Here is a 20566-nt window from a genome sequence, read left to right as displayed (position 1 = left end):
GGCCCTGCGTCGATCCGCGCAGCCGTCGCCCCGTCCCACGCGCGACGCAGGATGCGCGTCGGTGGATCGGATGCACGCGCGCGAGCGCGCCGGAGCGGGTTCTGCGCTGCGCGCCCGATACGGCGCCGTCACCGGCGGGGGACGGCCGCACCGTGTTGACCGTCGCGGAGGCGCTGACGGTCCCCTCCCTCCGGGACGCACACCCGGAGGTGCTTGCGGGTGACCTCGACGTCCCGGTCCGCTGGGTCCACGTCTCCGACAGCGACCGCGTCGCGGCCCTGCTGGACGGCGGGGAGCTGCTGCTGACCACGGGCGCCGGCTGGGCCGGGACGGACGCGGCCCTCGCCGGGCTCGTCCACGCGCTGGCCGACGCGGATCTCGCGGGGATCGTGCTCGAGCTCGGCACGCGATTCGCCGTCGCCCCGCCCGCGCTCGTCGCAGCCTGTCGCGAGCGGGACCTCGCGTTGGTGGCCCTGGAGCGCGAGGTCAAGTTCGTCGCCGTGACCGAGGACGTGCACCGCCGGATCATCGCCGGGCAGGTCGAGGCGCTGGAAGAGCGGCAGCGCCTGCACGACCTCTTCACCGGGCTGAGCCTTCGCGGGGCCGCTGTGGAGGTCGTGGTCCGCGAGACCGCGAGGGCGCTGCGGGCGCCGGTGGTGCTGGAGGATCTCGCGCACGAGGTCGTCGTCGCCGACGCGTTCGACCTTCCCGATGCCGAGGCGCTCGCCGGGTGGACCGAGCGGTCGCGGCGTCGGGACGCGGCGTGGACGCGCGTGCCCGTCGCCGCGCGGGGGACGCACTGGGGCGAGCTCGTCGCCCTTCCCGGCCCTCCGCATCCGGCCGGCCGGGCGACGGTGCTGGAACAGGCGGCGACGACCCTCGCCCTGTCCCGGCTCTCCGATCCGTCCGACGCCTGGGCGCGGCTGCGCGGCGACCTGCTGCTGGGCGCCCTGCTGGCGGAGCGGTTCGTCGTCACCGCCGACATCGAGACCCGGCTCGCGGCGTCCGGCTTCCCCGTGGCGGGGCGGTCTCTGTTCGCGGTGGTCCAGGGGCCGGGGGCGGTGTCGTCCGCGGGCGCCGCGTCCGGTGCGGGAGCGGTGGCGAGCGCTGGATCCGTCGCAGGCGCGGGCGCCGCGTCGGTTCCGGGAGGCGCTGCAAGCGCCGCCTTCCTTCCGGGGGGCGACGCGGACGTCGCGTTCGTTCCGGGGGTTGACGCCACCGCGTCCGAGCGCACGAGCGTTCCGGGCGCCGCGGAGGCGTGGGCGCCCGGCGCCCTCGCGACCCGGTTCGGTCCGTCGGCGTCGACTCTGAGCGGCCAGGTCGGATCCGAACGTGTCCTCCTCGTCTCCGCCCCGCGGGGCCAGGGCCTGTCGGATCGGATGCTGGCGGGACTCGGGTCCGTCGCGGTAAGCGAGCCGGCGTCGTCCGTCGACGAGCTGCGCACGGCGCTGTCGCTCGTGCGGAGACTGGCGCGGCGTGCGGCCCCGGGAGAGGTGCTCCGCGCCGGGGACCGTCCGCTCGCACGTCTCGCCGCCGAGCTCGGCGGCGACGACCGGCTGCGCGCGCACAGCGCACGGATGCTCGGTCCGCTGATCCGGCATGACGAGGCGAGCGGCGGGGATCTGCTGCGCGTCCTCGCCGCCGTGGTCGCCCATCCCGCGAATCGGACGGCGGCGGCCGCGGCGTCGCATCTGTCCCGGTCGGTGTTCTATCAGCGCCTCGCACTGATCGGCGACCTCCTCGGCGCGGATCTCGACGACGGTGAGACCCTCGCCGCCCTCCACCTCGCCCTCCTCGCCCACGGCGCCTGACGCCCCTCCATCCCCTGCGCGCCGCGCACCGGCTTGCCTCGGCGGTGCTCGCGCGCTCACGCGGATGCCACCCACTCTCGCGGATCTCGCTCACTCGGGCGGTCCTCGCGTGCTGGGGCGGTTGTCGTGCGGGAGCGGGTCCGCGTGGGCGGGGTTTCTCCTCCGCTGTGTTGTCGCACGCTGCGGCGGAGTTCGGGCACTGCGACGGGGTTCGCGGGCTCAGGCGGTGTTCTCGCGTTGTGGCGGTGTTCGCGTGTTCGGGCGGTGGGTGGGGTGCGGTGCGTCCGCGGGGGCGAGGGATCTCCGCCGGAGTGGTGCCGCGCTCGAGTGGTGCCGCGCGGCGAGCGATGCCGCGCGCGGCGAGCGATGCAGGGTGGTGCTGCGGGCGGTGCAGCGCCGGGCGGATCAGGTGATGTAGATCTTGCGGAGGGTCTCGGTCACGGTCCACACCGTCCGCTGGCCCTCGCCCAGGCGGACCACGGAGCCCGGGCCCACCTCGAGATCGGGCAGCTCCGGGTCCTCGAAAGCGATCCGCGCGCGGCCCGAGAGCACGACGAAGACCTCGTCGGCCTCGACGTCGGTCGCGGTGCCGGGCGTCATCTCCCACACGCCGATCCGCACGCCGCCGAGCGTCGAGAGCTCGGAGGCGGCAGCGGTAGGCGTGCCGTCGATCACCTCGTCGGCGGGAAGCGCGGCGTGCTCGAGCGGCAGCGTCGTCGCGTCCGCGGCCGTGCCCGGTGCCAGTTCCGTCATGAGTCGAACCCCATTCCCAGTGCGTCCAGCGTCTTCAACAGCGGCCCCCGTCGCCCCTCGCGATGATCCGCGCGGTCCATCGCGGCGCGGACGAGGTTGATCCCGATCGCGGCGGCGGGCTCCGGCGGGAACGGGATCGGCTTCTCCCGCACCATCCGCAGCTCCGTCCGCTCGGTCACCTCGCCCGAGAGCAGGTCCAGCATCACATCGGCCGCGAACCGCGCCGCTCCGACGCCCAGACCGGTGAATCCGGTCGCGTAGGCCACCCGATCGCGGCGGGCGGTGCCGAAGAACGCGCAGAACCGGCTGCACGAGTCGATGGCCCCGGCCCAGCGATGCGTGAACCGCAGGCCCTCGAGCTGCGGGAACGTCGTGAAGAAGTGCGCGGCGAGGCGACGATGGCTCTCCATCCGGTCCTCGTACTCCGGGCGCACCTTGCCGCCGAAGTGGTAGATCGCGTCGTAGCCGCCGAACAGGATCCGGTCGTCCGCCGTGAGCCGGTAGTAGTGGAACTGGTTGGCGCTGTCGGCGAGGCCCTGGCGGTTCTCCCAGCCGATCGAGGCGAGCTGCGCGTTCGACAGGGGTTCGGTCATCAGGACGTAGTCGTAGACCGGCACGGTCATCAGCCGGTTGCGTCGGAGCAGCGAGGGGAACACGTTGGTCCCGAGCGCCACGGCGTCCGCCTGCACGCTCCCGTGCTCGGTGACGAGCGTCAGGGGACCGGATCCGTCCCCCTCGACCCCGCGGACCAGCGTGCGCTCGTGGATCTCGACCCCGAGCTGCGTCGCGACGCGGGCGAGCTCCAGGCCCAGTTTCGCCGGGTGCACGAGGGCGCAGCCGTCCCGATCCCACGCCCCGGCGAGGTACGTGTCCGAGTGCACTTCGGCCCGGACGGCGTCCTCGTCGAGGAAGCCGTCCTCCTCCCGCAGCCCATCGACCTGGTGCGGCTCGACGGCGACGACGAGCTGGCCGGTCCGCTCGAAGTCGGCGCGGATGCCGTAGCGCTCCACGGTCGCGGCGATCGCATCGAGGTTCTCCCGGCCTAGCTCCTCCAGGCGGTCGATCTCCTCGGGCCAGCGGCTGAGGCCGTTCTCGTGGCCGTGGGTCAGGCTGGACTCGCAGAAGCCGCCGTTGCGTCCCGAGGCGGCCCAGGCGACGCGCGAGGCCTCCAGGAGGACGACGCGGCGCTCCGGGTTCCGTTCCTTCGCGCGGATCGCGGTCCACAGCCCCGTGTATCCTCCGCCGACGATCGCGAGGGCCGCCCGGACGGCGCCGCGCAGCGGAGGATGCTCGGTGCGTTCGACGTCGTCGAGCCAGAAGACCCCGAAGGCGGTGTCCTGGAGAGACGCGTCGACCACGGCGTCCGCCGGACGACGGCGCTCGAAGACGGTGGTTCCCATGGTGCTCCCCGCGGCCCGCCTCAGCGGGTGCCCCAGTTGTAGAGGTCCTTGTGCAGCCCGGCGTAGAGGAAGGACTCCGTGGAGGAGACCCCCTCGATCGCGCGGACCCGCGTGGCGATGAGGTCCAGCAGGTCCTCATCGCTCTCGCAGATCGCCTCGGCCAGGATGTCGAAGGACCCGAGCGTCACCACGACGTAGGCGATCTCGGGGATCGCGGCGATCGCCTCGGCGACCACGCGCGGGTCGCCGCTCACCCGCACGCCCAGCATGGCCATGCTGGAGAATCCGAGCTGACGGGGATCCGTGACGGCTACGATCTGCATGACACCGGCCTCGACGAGCCGTTGCACGCGCTGGCGGGCGGCGGCCTCGCTGAGACCGACCGCCCGGCCGATCTCCGCGTAGGGACGACGGCCGTCCTCCTGGAGCAGTTCGATGATCCGCTTCGAGATGTCGTCCAGCACTGGAGTCCGTGGCTTGTCGTCCATGCCCCGATCCTGACACTAGCCGTGTCGGATTGCAACTGAATCCGTTGTCGTCTTGGTGAAAACAGCTGGATTCCGTTGAATCATCGGGCTGCGGGGTGCGTGTGGATCTCCTAGGCTGGGCCCATGTCGACCCGTCTGCTGCAGAACGTCATCGCCGGCCGCTCCGTCCCCGCCCACGGGGCGGGTCGGATGGAGCTCATCGACCCGGCCACCGAGGAGGTCTACGGGCAGACGCCGGTCTCCGACCAGGCCGATGTCGACGCCGCGTACGCCGCGGCCGCGGACGCCTTCTCGATCTGGCGCGACACGACGCCCGCCGACCGGCAGCTCGCCCTGTTCCGCATCGCGGACGCCATGGCGGCGCGTGCCGAGGAGTTCGCCGACCTCGAGTCCCAGGACACCGGCAAGCCTCGCGCGACGCTGGTGGCGGACGAGATCGACCAGTCCGTCGATCAGCTCCGATTCTTCGCCGGGGCTGCGCGGAGCCTGGAGGGGCGCGCCGCGGGAGAGTACCTCGCCGGGCACACGTCCTACGTGCGCCGTGAGCCCGTCGGCGTGATCGGGCAGGTCACGCCCTGGAACTACCCCCTCAACATGGCCGTGTGGAAGATCGCCCCGGCGCTCGCGGCGGGCAACACGGTCGTGCTGAAGCCCGCCGAGACCACGCCGCTGTCGACGCTGCTGCTGGCGGAGATCGTCGCGGAGCACACGCCGGCCGGGACGCTGAACGTCGTGCTCGGCGACCGGGCGACCGGCGCCGCGCTCCTCGCCCACCCCACGCCGCAGATGGTGGCGATCACCGGATCCGTGCGGGCGGGGATGGCGGTGGCGGAGTCCGCCGCCGCGGACCTCAAGCGCGTGCACCTGGAGCTCGGCGGCAAGGCTCCGGCGATCGTGTTCCCGGACGCGGCACTGGACAAGACGGCGGCGGGGATCGTGTCCGCGGCGTTCTTCAACGCCGGGCAGGACTGCACCGCGGCGACCCGTGTGCTCGTGCACGCATCGATCCATGACGAGTTCGTGCGGGCCCTCGTCGCTCGCACGGCATCGCATGCCCGGACCGGCGGGCCGCACGAGGAGGGCGTGTTCTTCGGGCCGCTCAACAGCGCGGCGCAGCTCGCGCAGGTGCAGGGCGTGGTGGACCGGCTCCCCGCCCACGCCCGGATCGAGACCGGCGGGCACCGCCAGGGCGAGCGGGGGTACTTCTTCGCACCGACGATCGTCTCCGGGCTGCGCCAGGACGACGAGGCCGTGCAGAGCGAGATCTTCGGGCCGGTGCTCACCGTCCAGCCGTTCGAGACCGAGGAGGAGGCCCTGGCCCTCGCGAACGGGGTGCCGTTCGCGCTGGCCGCCTCGGTGTGGACGCGCGATCACGCGCGGTCGCTGCGCTTCTCGCGCGATCTGGACTTCGGCTGCGTGTGGATCAACACCCACATCCCGTTCGTCTCCGACATGCCGCACGGGGGCTTCAAGCACTCGGGGTACGGGAAGGACCTCTCGCAGTACGGCTTCGACGACTACACCCGCATCAAGCACGTGATGAGCGCCCTCGACTGAGCCGCGCCCTCGGGCCTCGGGGGTCCGGGATCAGGCGAGCGCGATCACCCGGCGGCGCTCGTGCAGGACCAGTCCCGGGCGCTCGTCGACCTTCGTGCCGCCGTCCTCGATCCAGCCGTGCCGTTCGTAGAAGTTCGCCGCGCGGTCGTTGCCGGCGAGCACCCAGAGGTACGCGCGCCGGCGGCCGTCGGCGCGGAACGCCTCCTCGACCGCGGTGATCAGTGCGTGGCCGACGCCGCGGGACCAGTGATCGGGATCGGCGTAGATGCCCCAGAGCTCGCCCGTCCCCGAAGGCGCCTCCTCGCGGGGATCCCCGTAGGAGGCCCATCCCGCGATCCGTCCGTCGTCGTCCGCGACGATCGTGCGCGCGCGCGGCTCGGCGGACTCCGACGCGGGCGCCGGAGTCTCGTCGGCGGAGGTGGGCAGGATCCGCCGCCAGCCCTCCTCGCGTTGCGAGATGGAGAGCCCGTCCAGCACCTCCTGCGGCATCAGGCCCCGGTACGCGGTCTGCCAGGAGCGCACGTGCACGGCGGCGATGCCGGGGGCGTCGGAGGCCAAGGCGGGACGGATCAGCATCCCGCCATGCTACGAGCCCGCGCGACCTACGGCCTCACCGCGTCCCGATCCGCGCCCCTCACCGCGTCCCGATCTGCACACTCCGTCCCGATCTGCACACGGATGTCGCCGATTCGTGTGCAGATCGGGACCGGGTGTGCAGATCGGGACCGAGGACCGGGGGCCGTGGACAGGGGCGGGCGGGGCGGTAGGGGCGGGTCAGCCGGCGCTGCGCCGCGCCTCCCAGCCGGAACGGACCATCTCGTCGACCGAGTGCCGCATCCGCCAGTCCAGGTCCCGCGCGGCGAGCTCGCCCGTCGCGACGATCCGATCCGGGTCGCCCGGGCGGCGCGGGGCGATCTCGGGGACGAAGTCGATCCCGGTCACCCGGGCCATCGCCTCCATGATCTGGCGCACGGACAGCCCGTCGCCGGAGCCGAGGTTGTAGGCCGCCTCGATCGGCTCCCCGGCCTCGAGACGCTGCGCGGCGGCGACGTGCGCGAGCGCGATGTCGCCGACGTGCACGTAGTCGCGCACGTTGGTGCCGTCGGGGGTGTCGTAGTCGTCCCCGTTGATCCGGGGGGTGTTGCCGGCGAGCAGCGCCTCGAACACGATCGGGAAGAGGTTGTGCGGGCTGACGTCGTAGACGGTCGGATCCGCGGACCCCACGACGTTGAAGTACCGCAGGGACGTGTGCCGCAGGGGACGGTCCGTGCTCGCAGTGGCCACGGCCTGGTCGCGCAGCAGCCACTCGCCGATGAGCTTGGACTCGCCGTACGGGCTCGCGGGACGCTTCTCGGTCTCCTCGACCACGAGCGGGACGTCGGGCGTCCCGAACACGGCGGCGCTGGAGGAGAACACCATGTTGGTCACGCCCGCGGCCTCCATCGCCTCCAGGATCACGCGCGTGCCCTCGACGTTCTGGCTGTACGTGTGGAGCGGACGCTGGACGGAGACGCCCGCGTACTTGAACCCGGCGACGTGGATGACCCCGGTGACCCCGTGCTCGCGGAGCGTGCGCTCGACGAGGTCGCGGTCGAGGATGCTGCCCTCGACGAACGCCACGTCCCCGGGGACGAACGACGCCTGGCCGCTGGAGAGGTCGTCGAGGACCACGGGCGTCATACCCGCCCCCGCCAGGGCGCGCACGACGTGCGCTCCGATGTAGCCGGCACCGCCGGTGACAAGCCAGGACATGGATCTCCTTCCGTCGCGCGGATCGCGCGTGGCCATTCTCCCCCACCCGCCTGACCGCCCGTGACGCGCGGCCGGTTCAGGCGTCGCGGCGAGGACCCGCCGCCGGCGCCACCGGGAACAGGTGCGGCGCGGCGAAGCCGGCGTCGCGGAAGGCCCGACGGATCGCGGACGAGACGTCGTCGATCCGCTCCGCGTCCACGACGGCGATCGCCGCCCCGCCGAAGCCGCCGCCGGTCATCCGCGCTCCGACGGCGCCGGCCTCCCGGGCGGTCTCCACGGCGGTGTCCAGCTCCGGCACGGAGATCTCGAAGTCGTCGCGCATGGAGGCGTGCGACGCCAGGAGCAGCTCCCCGATCGCGCGCGGGTCGCCTCCGGGCGTCGTGCGGTCGAGGAGGGCGACGGTGTCGAGCACGCGCTGGTTCTCCGTGACGATGTGGCGGACCCGCCGGAAGGTCACGTCGTCCATCGCGGCGGCGGCGCGGTCCAGGTCTGTGACGGAGACGTCGCGCAGGGCGCGGACGCCGAGGATCCCGGCGCCGCGCTCGCAGGAGGCCCGGCGCTCGCGGTATCCGCCCGTGGAGTGCGCGTGCGTCACCCGGGTGTCGACCACGAGCACCGCCAGGCCCTCTGCGGTGAATCCGAGCGGGACCGAACGCGTCTCCAGCGTGCGGCAGTCGAGGAACGTGGCCGCGTCGGCGACGCCGAGCATGGAGGCCATCTGGTCCATGATCCCCGTCGGGGCGCCGACCGCCTCGTTCTCGGCCCGGCGGCCTGCGCGAGCGAGGGCGACGGGATCCAGTCCGCCCTCCCACAGCGCGTCGACGGCCGATCCGGCCGCACCCTCGATCGCGGCGGAGGAGGACAGTCCCGCCCCGAGCGGCACGTCGGACGCGAACACGAGATCGAGGCCCGGCGTCGTGGCGTCGCCGCCGGCCTCCCGGATCGCCCAGGCGACGCCGAGCGGGTACGCCGCCCACTCCGGGACGGAGGGGGAGCGGCCGGCCGGGGTGGGGAAGAGGTGATCCAGGTCCGCCACGGCCACCTCGACGGGCTCGTCGGCGAGCGTCGAGGCGACGCGGATCCTGCCGTCGTCGCGCCGGCGGGCCGCGGCGTACGTGCGCTGCGGGATCGCGAAGGGCAGGACGAACCCCTCGTTGTAGTCGGTGTGCTCGCCGATGAGGTTCACCCGCCCGGGCGCGGACCAGACGCCGGAGGGGTCGCCGCCGGTGACAGCACGGAACAGCGCACGGGCGTCGTCGAACGCCGAGGAGGGGGCGGGATCCGACGCGGTCATGCGGTGTCCTTTACGGGGTCGTCCCCGACCCGGGCGATGGCGTCGCGCAGGGTCGCGGCGGCCGTCTCGGGCGGGATGTCGGCGATCCAGGCGCCCATCGCCGCCTCGGAGCCGGCGAGGTACTTGAGGCGGTCGACGGCGCGGCGCGGCGAGGTCAGCTCCAGGCGGAGCCGGATCGCGTCGCGGCCGTGCGCGCCCGGGGCACCGGCGACCGGCGCCTGGTGCCACGCGGCGATGTACGGGGTCGGACGGGTCGCGGGAGCCTCGGCGCTCCCCGCGGGGCCGGACGCCGGGCCGCCCGGATACCCGTACAGGGCGTCGACACCGCGGAGGAGGCGCAGGTAGAGCGGGGCGAGCTCGTCCTTCTCGGCCTCCGACAGACCGGCGAGGTCGTGCACGTGACGGTGCGGGAGGAGGTGGACCTCGACGGGCCATCGGGCGGCGAACGGCACGAACGCGGTCCAGTGCGTGCCCGCGATCACGATCCGCCCGCCCTCGCGCTCGGACTCCAGGAGGTCGGCGAACAGGTCGGGGCCGTGCGCGGAGATCCGATCCAGAAGCCGCCGGGTGCGCGGCGTAACCGTGGGATAGGCGTAGATCTGGCCGTGCGGATGCGGGAGGGTGACGCCGATCTCCTTCCCGCGGTTCTCGAACGGGAAGACCTGGGCCACGCCGGGGAGGGCGGACAGCGCCCTCGTGCGATCCGCCCAGGCCTCGATCACGGTGCGGGCGCGGCTGGGCGTGAGGGTGCCGAACGACCCCTCGTGCTCGGGCGAGAAGCACACGACCTCGCACCGGCCGTAGGAGGGGCGCGCGTGGCCGAATCCGGAGGGATCGGGATCGAACGGCGGCGCTTCGGGGCCCGGGAGCGCCGGGCCGAAGGACGGCGACCGGTTCTCGAAGACCGCGACGTCGTACCATGCGGGGACCTCGGACGGGTTGCCGGGTGCCTGCGGGGCGAGGGGGTCGAGCTCCTTCGGCGGGAGGAACGCGCGGTTCTGCCGCGCGGCGGCGACGGAGATCCAGTCCCCGGTCAGCACGTCGTACCGCATGGTCGCCGTCTCCGGCCGCGGATCCAGGGTGCGCGCGTCCACGGCGCGCTCCGGCCCGAGCGTCGTGTCGGCGTCGTCGTAGTAGAACAGCTCCCGGCCATCGGCCAGCCGGGCTGCGCGCCGCACCACGCCGGCGCCGAGCTCGATGACCGCGGTCGTCGCGGGTCCGTCCGGGGAGCCGTCGCCGGACGAGGGATCCATGTTCACGTCAACACGGTAGCCGGGAGGGCGTGATAACGTCAACACTCCAGGGCGTCGGACGGCGGGCGACAGGAGCGGACATGGCGCAGCGGCGGGTCTCCATGGCGGCGGTGGCCGCGCGCGCCGGCGTCTCCGGTCAGACGGTGTCCCGGGTCGTGAACGGCAGCCCGCGGGTGGATCCGGGGACGCGGGAGCGGGTCGAGCGGGCCATGGCCGAGCTCGGCTACCGCCCGCACCGCGCCGCCCGAGCCCTGCGGACGGGACGATCCCAGACCCTGGGCGTCGTCGCGCAGACGCTCGCCACGGTCGGCAACTCCCGCATGCTCCAGGCCGTGGCGGAGGCGGCGGCCGATCGCGGCTACGCCCTCACTGTCGTCACGCTCGGCGCGGACGGAGACATCGCCGCTGCCTTCGACCGGCTCGACGAGCAGGGGGCGGACGGAGCGGTCGTGCTGAACGAGGCCGCGCTCCTCGCTCGCGATGCGGATCCCGGACGCCTCGCCCTCGTCGTGGTGGACTCGCCGCCGGACGACCGATTCGGCGTGATCGGCACCGACCACGAGGCGGGGGCGAGGGAGGCGACCCGGCACCTCCTCGACCGCGGGCACCGCACCGTGCACCACATCGCCGGTCCCGAGGCGTCGTTCGCGGCCCAGGCGCGGGAGCGGGGATGGCGTGCTGCGCTGGCCGAGGCGGGGGTCGCCGCGCCCCCGGCCGTGCGCGGCGACTGGAGCGCACGATCCGGGCGGGAGGCGGCGGAGCGTCTTGCCGCCGCGGAGCTCACGGCCGTCTTCGCGGCCAACGACCAGATGGCGCTCGGCGCGCTGCGCGGGTTCGCGGAGTCCGGCCGCCGGGTGCCGGACGACGTCGCGGTCGTCGGATTCGACGACATCGCGGATGCCGCGGAGTTCCGCCCGCCGCTGACCACGGTGCGCCAGGACTTCGACGCCCTCGGCGAGGAGGCGGTCCGGATGCTCGTCGCCCGGATCGAGGGCTCCGCGCCCGTTCTCCCCGCGTCTGCCGATCCCCCCGCTTCCCATCTCTCTGCTGCCGACCCCTCCGCGCCGGTTCCGTCAGAGCCCGTCCCCGCGCTCCTCCTCCCCCCGACGCTCGTCGTCCGCGCGAGTTCCTGACCCCGTCCTCCACGCCTCGGCCTCCTGCCCCCGGCCTCCCTCTGCCACGACTTCCTCCACGCGAAACCCCCTCTGCCCGCCCAAACCCCCCTCAGATCCGCTTCTGAGAGGGGGTTTCGATGGGCAGAGGGGGTTTCGGCGAGGGTGGCGAGGGAACGAGGGACGTCAGAACGAGGGACGTCAGGCCGTGATGGACAGCTCCTCGACGCGGACCGGATGGGCGAGGGGCTCGCCCGCCGCGAGGCGACGAAGCTCCGCCAGCGCGCTGTCGGCGAGGCCCCGCAGCTCGGTGCCGAGCGAGCCCGCGATGTGCGGCGTGAGCAGGACGTTCTCGTGAGCGTAGAACGGGTGGTCCGGATCCAGCACCCACGGCGTCGTGACGTCCAGGATCGCGTAAAGGTCGCCGCGCAGGACCCGGCGGGTGAGCGCGTCCTGATCGATGAGCTCGCCCCGGGCCGTGTTGATCAGCGTGGCGCCCGGCCGGAGCATCGCGATCCGGCGCTCGTCGAGCATGTGCCGTGTCTCGGGAAGGGACGGGGCGTGGATCGAGACGACGTCGCTCGTGGCGACGAGCTCGTCCAGATCGACGGCGCGCACCCCGAGCGCCTCCGCATCCGCCTCGGCGAGGAAGGGATCGTGCACCACGACGTCGTACCCGTGCGGGCGCAGCAGCGCGATGACGTGGCGCCCGATCCGCGAGGCGCCGACGATGCCGACCCGCTTGTCCACGTTCCCCAGACCCGGGAACTCCGCCTGCGCGTCGAGCTCCGTGCGCGTCCGCGCGTACCGTCGGGCGATCGGCAGGACGCGCTTGCCGGCCAGCAGCACCATCGCCAGCGTGAACTGGGCGACGGGGAAGGCGTTCGTCGCCGCGGCGGAGCTGACGAGGATCCCCCGGTGCCACACCTCGTCGGTCAGGTGGTGCTTGACGGAGCCCGCCGCGTGGAGCACGGCGGACAGCCTCGGCGCCGCATCCAACGCCTCGGCGTCGAGCAGCGGGCTGCCCCACCCGGTCAGGAGGACCTCGGCGCGGGCGAGGAGGCCGCGGGCGGCGGGGGACGCGAACTCCTCCACCCGCCCCAGCACGTCCCCGACGGCGGCGAAGGCCGAGCGGCGGGCGTCGTCGAACACGCGGTCGTGGAAGTCCTCCGGCATGGCGAAGAGGATCGCGGGACGGCTCACTTCACGCTCCCCGCGGCCAGGCCCGCGCGCCAGAAGCGCTGCAGGAGGATGAACGCCACGATCAGCGGGATCACGGACAGGAAAGATCCGGTGATGACCATCGGCGTGAACTCCGGCTGCGGCAGCGTGTAGCCCTGCCAGATCGACATGCCGACGCTGACGGGGAACAGCTCTCGGTTCTGGAGCATCACCAGCGGGAGCATGAAGTTGTTCCAGATCCCCACGAACTGGAACAGCGCGATGGTGACGAACCCGGGGGTGAGCATGGGCAGGCCGATGCTGACGAAGGAGCGGACCGGGCCCGCGCCGTCCACCCGGGCGGCCTCCAGGACCTCGTCGGGAACGTACGCCGCGCTGAACACACGCGCAAGATACACCCCGAACGGGTTGCAGAGCACGGGGACGAGCACCGCCCACACGGTGTTGGTGAGCCCGACGCTGCTGGCGAGGAGGTAGAGCGGCAGCACGGTGGCGGTGTTCGGGATGAGGACGCCGACGAGCACGGCGCCGAGGAGCGCGCCGCGCCCGCGGAAGCGGAACTTGTCGAACGCGTATCCCGCCATGACGGAGATGAGCCCGCCCAGGAGCGCTCCGATCCCGGCATAGAGGACGCTGTTGAGCATCCAGCGGACGAACACGCCGTCCGCCTCGGTGAGGACGTCGGCGACGTTCTGGACGAGCGCGGATCCGAAGTGGAACCCGGGCGTCCCGTACAGCTCGGACGCGCTCTTGGTCGCGGCGAACACGAGCCAGAGGATCGGCAGCACCATGTAGAGCGAGCCGACCAGGAGGAGCCCGTTGACGACGATCCGGGACCCGAGGGGGTGCGCGGGCCCGCGGCGCCGGGGCGCGGGGGCGGCGGTGCGGTGCCGGAGGTCGGCGGCGGGCGGCGGGGCGGTGAGGGTCATCGCGCCTCCTTCGAGCTGACGCGCGTGACGATCCAGGACAGGAGCCCGGCCAGCAGCGCGAGGACGATCGAGGCGGCGGCCGCCTGCGGGAGGTTGTGCCGGTTGAACGCCGCGTCGTAGGCCCACATGTTCGGCACCCAGGTGCTGGTCACCGAGGTCGTGGACTGCGCGATGATGTGCGGCTCGGTGAACATCTGGAGCGTGCCGATCACGGTGAACAGCAGCGTGACGCTGAAGGCGGGGAGCACCAGCGGGGCCTTGATCGAGAGGGCCGCGCGCAGCTCGCTCGCACCGTCCACCCGGGCGGCCTCGAGGATGTCGCGCGGCACCGCCTGCAACGCGGTGAAGAGGATGATCACGTTGTACCCGGTCCACTCCCACACCCCGATGTTGACGATCGAGGGCAGCACGACGTGCACGGAGAGGAAGTCGATCTGGATGCCGCCCGAGCCGAGCGCGCCGACGATCGGGCTCACGCCGGGCGTGTACAGGTACGCCCAGATCAGGGCGGCGATGACGCCGGGCACCGCGTGGGGGAGGAAGAGCAGCACCTGGAAGAGGCGCTTGGCGACGGTGACGACGGCATCGAGGAGCAGCGCCAGCAGCAGAGCGGCGCCGAGCATGACCGGGATGTACATCAGGCAGTACAGGCCGAGGCGCCCGAGCCCGGACAGGAAGCCCTCGTCCGTGAGCACGTCGGCGTAGTTCCCGAGGCCCACGAACACCGTCTCGGCGCCGCCGAACCCGAGCCCGGAGCGCTTCTCGGCGAAGAAGCTGATCCCGATCGCGTAGGCGATGGGCGCGATCATGACGACGACGAACAGGGTCAGGAACGGGGCGAGGAAGATCGCGGCGGTGCGTCCTCCGGTGCCGCGCAGCGGAGTGCGTCGGCGGCCCGCGCGGGGTGGAGCGGCGGTGGTCATGGAGTCTCCTCAGGGCAGCGGAAGCGGGGGACGTGGGGGAGCGGCAGCGGCCGGGCGGGCGGACGGCGGCTTCCGGCGCCCGGCCGGCGGGTCATTCCGTGACGTCGAGGCCGAGCCCGGTGAGACCGGCGACCGTCTTCTTCTGTGCGGTCGCGTACGCGTCGACGAGGCTGCCTCCGGCGCCGACGGCGCTCATCGCGTCCTTGAGCGCGGTGTTCGTGATGTCGAAGTTGGGTCCCCACGCCCAGTCGTCCGACACCCGGGCGATCGCCTCGTCGTACACGCCGTACAGGTCGCCGGCGAAGTAGTCGGTCGGGAAGACGCCCTGCGCGACCTCGTTCAGGCCAGGGAAGGCGAGGTAGGCGCTGCCGACGTCGCCGCGGGCCTCGATGGCGGCGGGGTCCGTGGCGAGGAACTCGATGAAGGCCGCCGCGGCCGCCGGGTTGTCGGAGTTCTTCGTGATCGCGAAGCTCGTTCCCCCGTAGAAGGCGTTGGCGTCGTCGCCCCACGACGGCGGCGTCGCCGCGATCCACTTCCCGGCCTGGCCGTTCGCCTCGGTGCGGGACTTGATCCCGGCGGCGCTCCAGCTGGCGCCGAGGACCCCGGCGGTCACGCCGCCCGCCATGTCGGCGGTCCACTCGTCGCTGAACGAGGCCTCGACCTTCACCAGGTCGTCCTCGATGAGACCCTGCCAGTACTCCGCGACCTTCCGGCTCGCCTCGTCGTCGACGCCGACCTTCCAGGCGCCGTCCTCGACGTCGAACCAGTCGGCGCCGGCCTGCCAGGACAGGGCGGCCTGGACGGCGGGCTCGTTCGGGTTGAAGCTCGCCAGGTACTGTCCGGGGTCGGCCGCACGCACCTTCTCCGCCGCGGCGCGGAACTCGTCCCAGGTCTTCGGGATGCTCACCCCGGCGGCGTCGAGCACGTCCTGCCGGTAGAACATCACCATCGGGGTGGCGTCGTACGGCAGCCCGTAGACGCGATCCTCGAAGGTGACGAGGTTGCGGACGCTCTCGGGGTACTCGCCCAGGGTGTCCTTCGACACGTGCTCGTCGAGGGGGACGACGGCGCCGGTGCTGACGAACTGCGGAAGCTGCGGATACTCGAAGCCGGCCACATCCGGGCCGTTCCCGGCGGAGATCGCCGTGGCGAGCTTGGCGTATCCGCCGCCTCCTCCGTTCGGGATCTCCTCGAAGGTGACCGTGATGTCGTCCTGGCGGGCGTTGAAGGCCTCGGTGACCTTGTCCATGCCGGGGATGGCGGACCAGAACGTGATCTCGCCGGTCGGCTCCCCCGCGCCCTCGGCGGGAGCGTCCGCGCTCGGGGCGGCGCTGCCGGATCCGGCTGCGCAGCCGGCGGCCAGGGCGCCCGTTGCGATCAGGGCGACGATCGGTGCGAGGGTGCGGCGCACGTGCATGGCTGATTCTCCTTTGAACAGGGCGGCCACGGGATCGGGCGAACGCGGGCCGGCGGAGTCAGGCAACCGCGACGGGATGCACAATGCAAGCAGATCAGCGCAAAACGAACATTAACGAACATCCCGCGGTGGAACGGTGGAGTCCCGCTCGGTCAGCCGGGGGAGCATGGCCGTCCGAGTGACCGCACGCGGCGCGTCGGAGGAGTGTCGCAGGCGATCCATGCACATGCGCAGCGCCGTGTGCCCGAGGTCGTACTTCGGGGGAGCGACGGCGGTGAGCGGGACGCGGCCGAGCCCGGCGATCTCGTCGTCGTACGCGATGATCGACAGGTCCTCGGGCACGCGGATCCCGCGGTCGGCGGCGAGGTCCACGAGCGACACGGCGTCCACGTCGGTCAGGACGATCGCCGCCGTGGCCCCGTTCGCGAGGAGGGATTCGAGGAAGACGCCGAGCGCCTCGACCGAGGAGTCGTCGCCGGTGAGCGGGGTGGGCAGCACCGCGCGCAGGGCGTCGTCGGGGCCGTCGGCGCGCGAGGTCGCACGGGTGTAGCCGTCGATCAGCCAGGGGCTCGTCGGCGTCTCCCTCGCGGCCAGGGCGATGCGCCCGTGGCCGAGCTCCGCGAGGCGGCGGACGGCGAGCTCGGCGCCGTAGGCATGATCCGTGCGCACGCTCTCGACGCGGCCGCCGGTTCGTTCCTCGACCGCCCGCTCCACGACGACGACCGGCAGCGGCGCCTCGGTGAGCACCTCGTGCAGTCGCGTGCCCTCGATGCGGACCCGGCTCGGCGTGATCATCAGCGCGTCCACTCCACCGGCGATCAGGCGCTCGGCCTGGCGCAGCTCTTCGCGCTCCGAGTAGTTGGTGGTGCCCAGGACCAGGCGGCAGTGGAGCTCTCGGGCGGCGTCGCGGGCGCCGCGGATCACCTCGGGGTAGTAGTAGCTCGCGGACGGCGTGATCATCCCGATGGTGGCGACGGGGCGTCTCGGCGCTCGCGAGGACGCCTGCGCGGGGTCGCGTTGCGCGGCGACGGCCAGCGACACGGCACCGCCGTGAACCCGCACGAGGAGACCCTGACGCTCGAGCTCGTCGAGGTCCCGCCGCAGCGTCATGCTCGAGACGCCGATGCGCTCGGCGAACCGCGCGGCCTGCAGAGTGCCGCGCAGCTCGAGCTCACGGAGGATGGCGTCGTGGCGACCGTGGGCGAGCATCGGGCCTCCCGGATGTTCGGAACTGTTCGGTTCGTGCGACCGAACGCGGACTCACCCTACACTGGCCGTGTCGTCGGCCCGACGGCACCCGTCAGCGGGGCGGAGCCCGGCCGGCCGCGAAGGAGCCCGATGATCGACGAGGATCTCACCCGTGACGGCTGGCTCGACGCCGCCGACCGACTGCTCGGGGCCCTGGCGCCGTTCCGGCTCGACTCGGGAGCCGGGATCCGTCTGCCCGGACGCTCGAGCTGGTCGGGAGCGCGCTCGGACCTCCTCGAGGGATACGCGCGCAGCTTCCTTCTCGTGGCGTTCCGGGTCGCCGGTGCCGGCGGGGCCGATCCCGACGATCTGCTCCCTCGCTACCGCGAGGGGCTGATCGCGGGGACGGATCCGGACCACGAGGACCGCTGGATCCCGATCGTCGATCGCGGCCAGGCCCTCGTCGAGGCCGCGTCGATCGCCCTCGGGCTCCAGCTCACGCGGCCGTGGCTGTGGGACACCCTCTCGGCGGCGGAGCGCCGACGGGTCGCCGAGTGGATGGCGCCTTCCGCCCACGTCGCGACGGCGGACAACAACTGGGTCCTCTTCCCGGTCGTGATCCAGGAGTTCCTGGCCGGGGCGGGCTTCCCCGCCGATCCGGACGTGATCCGCGGAGGCTTCGCCCGCATCGACGGCTGGTACGAGGGCGACGGGTGGTACCGCGACGGCGACGGGCAGAACTTCGACTACTACAACGCGTGGGCGATGCATCTGTACCCGCTGCTGTGGACGCGCATGGCCGCCGAACGGGTGCCCTCCCTCGCGGCCGAGGTCCGCGAGCGGTCAGAGGAGCGCCTCGCGGCGTTCCTGCCCGCGCATGTCCGCTTCTTCGGCGCGGACGGGACGCCGGTGTTCCAGGGGCGCTCGCTGTCCTATCGCTTCGCCGCGCTCGCGCCGCTCTGGCTGGGGGAGCTCCACGGCGTCTCGCCGCTGTCCCCCGGGCAGACGCGACGGCTGACCTCCCGCGTACTGCGACGTTTCGTCGACGGCGGGGCGCTGGACGACGCCGGCGTGCTCACCTCCGGGTGGCTCGGCGCGTTCCCGCCGATGATCCAGGAGTACTCCGGGCCCGCGTCCCCGTACTGGGCGAGCAAGGGCTTCGTGGGGCTGCTCCTGCCCGCCGACTCCCCGGTGTGGTCCGCCCCGGGTGAGGCGTCGCCGGTGGAGCGCTCCGATGCGGAGCGGATCCTCGCCGGGCCGGGGTGGCTGCTGTCGACCACGGCATCCGACGGGATCGTGCGCCTGGTGAACCACGGCAGCGACCACCATCCGCTGAGCGGAACCGACGCGCCGCTCTACGATCGGCTCGGCTACTCGTCCGCCACGGCGCCGAGCTTCGAGGCGGACCCGGTCGACCAGCACCTCGCGATCGTGGACGCCCGGGGGCGCGGCTCCCGGCGCGGCCTCATCGAGAGGATCCCGGACGCCGTGCCGGGGACGCTCGCGAGTCGTCACGTCGCGACCCTCCCTCCGGACGATCCGTCGGGGGAGCCGTCTGTCGTCGGGCGGATCGCGACGGCGTCCCTCGTCCACGGCCCGTTCGCAGCGCACCTGCACGTCGTCGAGGCCGAGCCCGGCCGGGGGATCCGCGTCGGGGGCTTCGCGGTGGTCGGCGCCGGTGACGACGTCGCGGCGGGGAGCGGTCGGTCCGAGGTCGTCGGCGGCGGACTCCGCTCCGGGATCGCGGATCTCGGCGTCGGCGCGACGGCCGGGGTCCACCGCGCGCGCGGGGCGAGTCCGTACGGCGGCGAGGCGGTCGTCCCGGTGCTGGAGACGACCGCGGCGTCGGCGCGCACGGTGATGGTCGTCGCGACCTGGCTCACCGGCCCGGGTGCCGACGCGCCGGAACCGCCGGAGCTCCTGGAGCTCGGGGACGACGAGCGGGGTGTCCGGGCGGTGCTCCGCTTCGCCGACGGCGTGGAGCGCGAGCTGCGCCTCCCCGCCTAGCGCCCGCCCCCCGCTCCCGCCCTCCCGCTCCCGCCCTCCGCTCCCGCCCTCCCGCGCGGCCGCCGTGGGAAACGAACAGAACCGAACATCCGTCGCGCTCGTGCTCCGCTCCCTTGTCGAGTGGTCAGTTTCTGTGGGTTGAAAGGCCGTGAACCCGCAGAAACTGACCAATCGACGTGGGGGAGGCGGGAGGGGGAGGAGGCGGCGTGCGAGGCGGCGGGGCGCGGGAACGGTTGCGTCGGGTGCGCGGGCGTGTCAGGATGACGGGAAAGCGCTTACCCATCGCGGTGCGAGCGCACGGCTTCGACGGCACGAGAGAACGGATCACCATGTCACAGGCGACGACCCGCGAGATCGGCATCATCATGAACGGCGTCTCCGGACGCATGGGCTATCGGCAGCACCTTGTGCGCTCGATCCTCGCGATCCGCGACCAGGGCGGCATCGAGCTGCCCGACGGGTCGAGGGTCACCGTGAAGCCGATCCTCGTCGGACGCCACGAGGCCAAGCTCGCTGAGCTCGCCGCCGCGCACGGCATCGAGGACTACACCACGGATCTGGACGCCGCACTGGCCGACCCCCGCTGGGAGATCTACGCGGACTTCCTCGTGACGAAGGCCCGCGCGTCCGCCATCCGCAAGGCGATCGCCGCGGGCAAGGCCGTCTACACCGAGAAGCCCACGGCGGAGAGCCTGGACGAGGCGATGGAGCTCGCCCGCCTCGCCGACGCGGCGGGGATCAAGACCGGCGTCGTCCACGACAAGCTCTACCTGCCGGGACTGCAGAAGCTGAAGCGCCTCGTCGACTCGGGCTTCTTCGGACGGATCCTGTCCGTCCGCGGCGAGTTCGGGTACTGGGTCTTCGAGGGCGACTGGCAGCCTGCACAGCGTCCGAGCTGGAACTACCGCGCCGAGGACGGCGGCGGGATCATCAGTGACATGTTCCCGCACTGGAACTACGTGCTGGAGAACCTGTTCGGCGAGGTGAGGAGCGTGTACGCGCAGGCCGCCACCCACATCCCGGAGCGGTGGGACGAGAACGGCGAGAAGTACACCGCCACCGCCGAGGACGCCGCATACGGCATCTTCGAGCTGGAGGGCGGGATCATCGCCGAGATCAACTCCAGCTGGACCGTGCGGGTGAACCGCGACGAGCTCGTCGAGTTCCAGGTCGACGGCACGCACGGCTCGGCCGTCGTCGGCCTGTTCGGCGCCAAGATCCAGCACCGCAACGCCACGCCCAAGCCGGTGTGGAACCCCGATCTCGCGGACGGCCACGACTACGGCGCCGACTGGGCCGAGGTCCCGGTCAACGACGTATTCCTCAACGGCTTCCGCCAGCAGTGGGAGGAGTTCCTCGTCTCCTACGTCGAGGGCACCGACTACCCGTTCGACCTGCTCGCCGGTGCCCGGGGCGTCCAGCTCGCCGAGGCGGGCCTGGCCTCCAGCGCCGAGGGGCGCAAGGTCGCGCTGCCCGCCCTCGCCCTGGGCTGACCGGGTC

17 protein-coding genes are annotated in these 20566 nt (G+C 72.9%); 5 read left to right on the top strand and 12 right to left on the bottom strand.

The genetic code is table 11. From position 1 onward, the window contains the following. Positions 1-152: 152 nt before the first annotated feature. Positions 153-1811, top strand: a complete 1659-nt coding sequence (locus tag V6R91_RS34980; RefSeq protein ID WP_336399157.1) for a PucR family transcriptional regulator — start codon at positions 153-155, stop codon at positions 1809-1811. A 405-nt stretch (positions 1812-2216) separates the two neighbouring features. Here V6R91_RS34980 and V6R91_RS34975 read toward each other — a convergent pair whose 3' ends face one another. Genes V6R91_RS34975 through V6R91_RS34965 form a run of 3 tightly spaced genes read right to left on the bottom strand, consistent with a single transcriptional unit; the run spans position 2217 to position 4452 of the window. Further along, entirely contained in the window at positions 2217-2564 is a 348-nt protein-coding gene (locus V6R91_RS34975; RefSeq protein WP_336399156.1) for a cupin domain-containing protein, read from the bottom strand. Beyond that, positions 2561-3964, bottom strand: a complete 1404-nt coding sequence (locus V6R91_RS34970) for an NAD(P)/FAD-dependent oxidoreductase (protein WP_336399155.1) — start codon at positions 3962-3964, stop codon at positions 2561-2563. The genes V6R91_RS34975 and V6R91_RS34970 overlap by 4 nt, the downstream gene beginning before the upstream one ends. A 20-nt stretch (positions 3965-3984) precedes the next feature. Next, the gene (locus V6R91_RS34965; protein ID WP_067247957.1) at positions 3985-4452 is read right to left on the bottom strand and encodes an Lrp/AsnC family transcriptional regulator; all 468 of its coding nucleotides are present in this window, start codon (positions 4450-4452) and stop codon (positions 3985-3987) included. A 123-nt stretch (positions 4453-4575) separates the two neighbouring features. Between V6R91_RS34965 and V6R91_RS34960 the strand changes: the two genes are divergently transcribed. After that, positions 4576-6009, top strand: a complete 1434-nt coding sequence (locus V6R91_RS34960; protein ID WP_336399154.1) for a gamma-aminobutyraldehyde dehydrogenase — start codon at positions 4576-4578, stop codon at positions 6007-6009. A 30-nt stretch (positions 6010-6039) separates the two neighbouring features. Here V6R91_RS34960 and V6R91_RS34955 read toward each other — a convergent pair whose 3' ends face one another. The 4 genes from V6R91_RS34955 to V6R91_RS34940 all read right to left on the bottom strand — a co-directional run bounded on the left by V6R91_RS34955 (position 6040) and on the right by V6R91_RS34940 (position 10308). Further along, the gene (locus V6R91_RS34955; RefSeq protein ID WP_336399153.1) at positions 6040-6585 is read right to left on the bottom strand and encodes a GNAT family N-acetyltransferase; all 546 of its coding nucleotides are present in this window, start codon (positions 6583-6585) and stop codon (positions 6040-6042) included. Between the two features lie 198 nt (positions 6586-6783). Continuing rightward, positions 6784-7761 carry a UDP-glucose 4-epimerase GalE gene (gene galE / locus V6R91_RS34950; RefSeq protein ID WP_336399152.1) on the bottom strand — a complete coding sequence of 326 codons (978 nt, stop codon included), beginning with the start codon at positions 7759-7761 and terminating at the stop codon, positions 6784-6786. Between the two features lie 76 nt (positions 7762-7837). Continuing rightward, positions 7838-9055 carry a galactokinase gene (gene galK, locus V6R91_RS34945; RefSeq protein WP_336399151.1) on the bottom strand — a complete coding sequence of 406 codons (1218 nt, stop codon included), beginning with the start codon at positions 9053-9055 and terminating at the stop codon, positions 7838-7840. Beyond that, complete coding sequence (locus V6R91_RS34940) at positions 9052-10308, bottom strand: galactose-1-phosphate uridylyltransferase (protein WP_336399175.1); 1257 nt, start codon at positions 10306-10308, stop codon at positions 9052-9054. The genes galK and V6R91_RS34940 overlap by 4 nt, the downstream gene beginning before the upstream one ends. An 80-nt stretch (positions 10309-10388) precedes the next feature. Between V6R91_RS34940 and V6R91_RS34935 the strand changes: the two genes are divergently transcribed. Next, a complete protein-coding gene (locus V6R91_RS34935; protein ID WP_336399150.1) occupies positions 10389-11441 on the top strand; it encodes a LacI family DNA-binding transcriptional regulator in 1053 nt (350 codons plus the stop codon). Between the two features lie 180 nt (positions 11442-11621). Here V6R91_RS34935 and V6R91_RS34930 read toward each other — a convergent pair whose 3' ends face one another. The 5 genes from V6R91_RS34930 to V6R91_RS34910 all read right to left on the bottom strand — a co-directional run bounded on the left by V6R91_RS34930 (position 11622) and on the right by V6R91_RS34910 (position 17080). Then, positions 11622-12623 (bottom strand): hydroxyacid dehydrogenase, encoded by a 1002-nt coding sequence (locus V6R91_RS34930; protein ID WP_336399149.1) that lies wholly within the window; start codon positions 12621-12623, stop codon positions 11622-11624. Continuing rightward, complete coding sequence (locus V6R91_RS34925) at positions 12620-13531, bottom strand: carbohydrate ABC transporter permease (RefSeq protein WP_336399148.1); 912 nt, start codon at positions 13529-13531, stop codon at positions 12620-12622. The genes V6R91_RS34930 and V6R91_RS34925 overlap by 4 nt, the downstream gene beginning before the upstream one ends. Beyond that, positions 13528-14454, bottom strand: coding sequence for a carbohydrate ABC transporter permease (locus V6R91_RS34920; RefSeq protein ID WP_336399147.1), 927 nt, complete (start codon positions 14452-14454; stop codon positions 13528-13530). The genes V6R91_RS34925 and V6R91_RS34920 overlap by 4 nt, the downstream gene beginning before the upstream one ends. Positions 14455-14545: 91 nt before the next feature. Further along, the gene (locus tag V6R91_RS34915) at positions 14546-15871 is read right to left on the bottom strand and encodes an ABC transporter substrate-binding protein (protein WP_336399146.1); all 1326 of its coding nucleotides are present in this window, start codon (positions 15869-15871) and stop codon (positions 14546-14548) included. Positions 15872-15982: 111 nt separating this feature from the next. Further along, positions 15983-17080, bottom strand: a complete 1098-nt coding sequence (locus V6R91_RS34910) for a substrate-binding domain-containing protein (protein WP_336399145.1) — start codon at positions 17078-17080, stop codon at positions 15983-15985. A 129-nt stretch (positions 17081-17209) separates the two neighbouring features. Here V6R91_RS34910 and V6R91_RS34905 point away from each other — a divergent pair, with 129 nt between their 5' ends. Both V6R91_RS34905 and V6R91_RS34900 read left to right on the top strand, forming a co-directional pair. Further along, a complete protein-coding gene (locus tag V6R91_RS34905; protein WP_336399144.1) occupies positions 17210-19066 on the top strand; it encodes a DUF2264 domain-containing protein in 1857 nt (618 codons plus the stop codon). A 329-nt stretch (positions 19067-19395) separates the two neighbouring features. Next, entirely contained in the window at positions 19396-20559 is a 1164-nt protein-coding gene (locus V6R91_RS34900; RefSeq protein WP_271061143.1) for a Gfo/Idh/MocA family protein, read from the top strand. Positions 20560-20566 lie beyond the last annotated feature (7 nt).

It is taken from the genome of Microbacterium sp. CCNWLW41, assembly GCF_037083505.1.
This window is presented reverse-complemented; position numbering and strand designations above follow the sequence as displayed.